General features: G+C 45.4%; 2 protein-coding genes. Both read left to right on the top strand.

All coding sequences use genetic code 11. The features are described 5' to 3' along the window. The coding region (locus tag K0T92_RS24450; protein ID WP_246628413.1) for a condensation domain-containing protein at positions 1-429 on the top strand (429 nt) is incomplete at its 5' end. Between the two features lie 36 nt (positions 430-465). Continuing rightward, the coding region (locus K0T92_RS24445; RefSeq protein WP_246628412.1) for a condensation domain-containing protein at positions 466-1600 on the top strand (1135 nt) is incomplete at its 3' end.

Here is a 1600-nt window from a genome sequence, read left to right as displayed (position 1 = left end):
ATCGGATATGGATTGACAAGTTCGCATGAAAGTGCGGGAGAACGGGCTACTGAGGGGCCTGAGCTGAGCTTTAACTATTTAGGGCAATTTGATGGCGGAAGCAACGAAACGGCCTTCGAAATGTCTGCCTTATCGGGAGGAAACTCTATGAGTCCCCGGTCACGAGCCGCCCATCTGATCGAAGTGAGTTGCATGGTGGCAGGGGGCGCTTTTCAAATCAAAATCGGTTACAGCAGCAAACACTTTGCGGAGAGGACGGCGTCAGCCTTGGGCGAACGGTTCATCCAACAATTGGAGCGGATCATCGATCATTGCTCCGAGCGAAAAGAGAGCGAACTGACGCCAAGCGACATGATGTCCTCCGATCTTTCAATAGAAGAGTTGGAAGAGCTGAATCAAGAAATTGCCATGTCCATCGAACTTGATTAATGGAAAGCAGCGGAAATATGAAAGGAAGAAGATAATATGAAAACGAAAAATCTCGTTCAAAATATTTACAAAATGACACCACTTCAGCAAGGGATGCTCTTTCATACGATGTACGAAGACAGATCGGCTTATTTGGCCCAACATTACTTCGGTTTGGCGGGAGAGTTGGAAATCCGGTATTTTGAACGGAGCTTGAATGAGGTCATTGAGCGGTACGATATATTGCGGACCATTTTTCGCAAAAACAAAACGGATCAGTATGTCCAAATTGTATTGCGAGAACGGAAACTTAAAGTTTATTTCAATGATTTGTCTCGGATGGACAAGCAGGAGCAGGACGAAATATGGAACGCTTATAGAAGATCGGACAGAGAGACCGGCTTTGACCTCACGAAGGATTTGTTGATGCGAGTGGCTGTATTTCAGACAGGCCCTAGTCGGTTCGAGGTACTTTGGAGTCATCATCATATCTTGATGGACGGCTGGTGCTTATCCACTATTATCAGTGAAACGATGCAACTGTATCAATCGTTTGTCAAGGGAGCAGAAGCCGTTCTTGATCCGGTTATTCCATACAGCCAATATATTAAGTGGTTGGATGGCCAAGACGAGCGGGTGGCCGCCGAATATTGGAAATCATATTTGTCCGAATATGATGAACAGGTATTTATTGTGAAAGAAGATTATTCCGGTAAAAAGGGAGAAACGAAAAAATCGGTTTTTACTCTCAGTCGGCAAGATACCCGAAGTTTGCAAGAGCTTGCAAGATACCATAATGTGACGTTGAATGTACTGATCCAGTGCTTGTGGGGCGTGCTGCTTCAAAAGTATAACGGGGTGCGAGATGTTGTATTCGGAACGGTTGTATCGGGCAGACCGCCTCAAATAAAAGGAATCGAATCGATGGTTGGTTTGTTCATTAATACGATTCCGGTCCGGATCAGCTGCGAGCCGTCGGAGTCTTTCGTGGAATTATTGACTAAAGTGCAGCAGGCCTCTACCGAGGCAAACAAATATGACTATTATCCGCTGTATGAGATTCAAGCCTTGTCGAGCATAAAGCAAGGGCTAATCAATAATATCGTCGTTTTTGAAAATTATCCTGTAACGAAGGAGATCGAGAATGCGGCGGCAGACGTATCCGCGTTGAGTATAATTGACGCCAATGTGG

The organism is Paenibacillus oenotherae, assembly GCF_019443105.1.
In the GTDB taxonomy this organism is placed as follows: Bacteria; Bacillota; Bacilli; order Paenibacillales; family Paenibacillaceae; genus Paenibacillus_Z; species Paenibacillus_Z oenotherae.
Note: the sequence above shows the minus strand (reverse complement) of the source record. Positions and strands in the feature narration are given on the sequence as shown.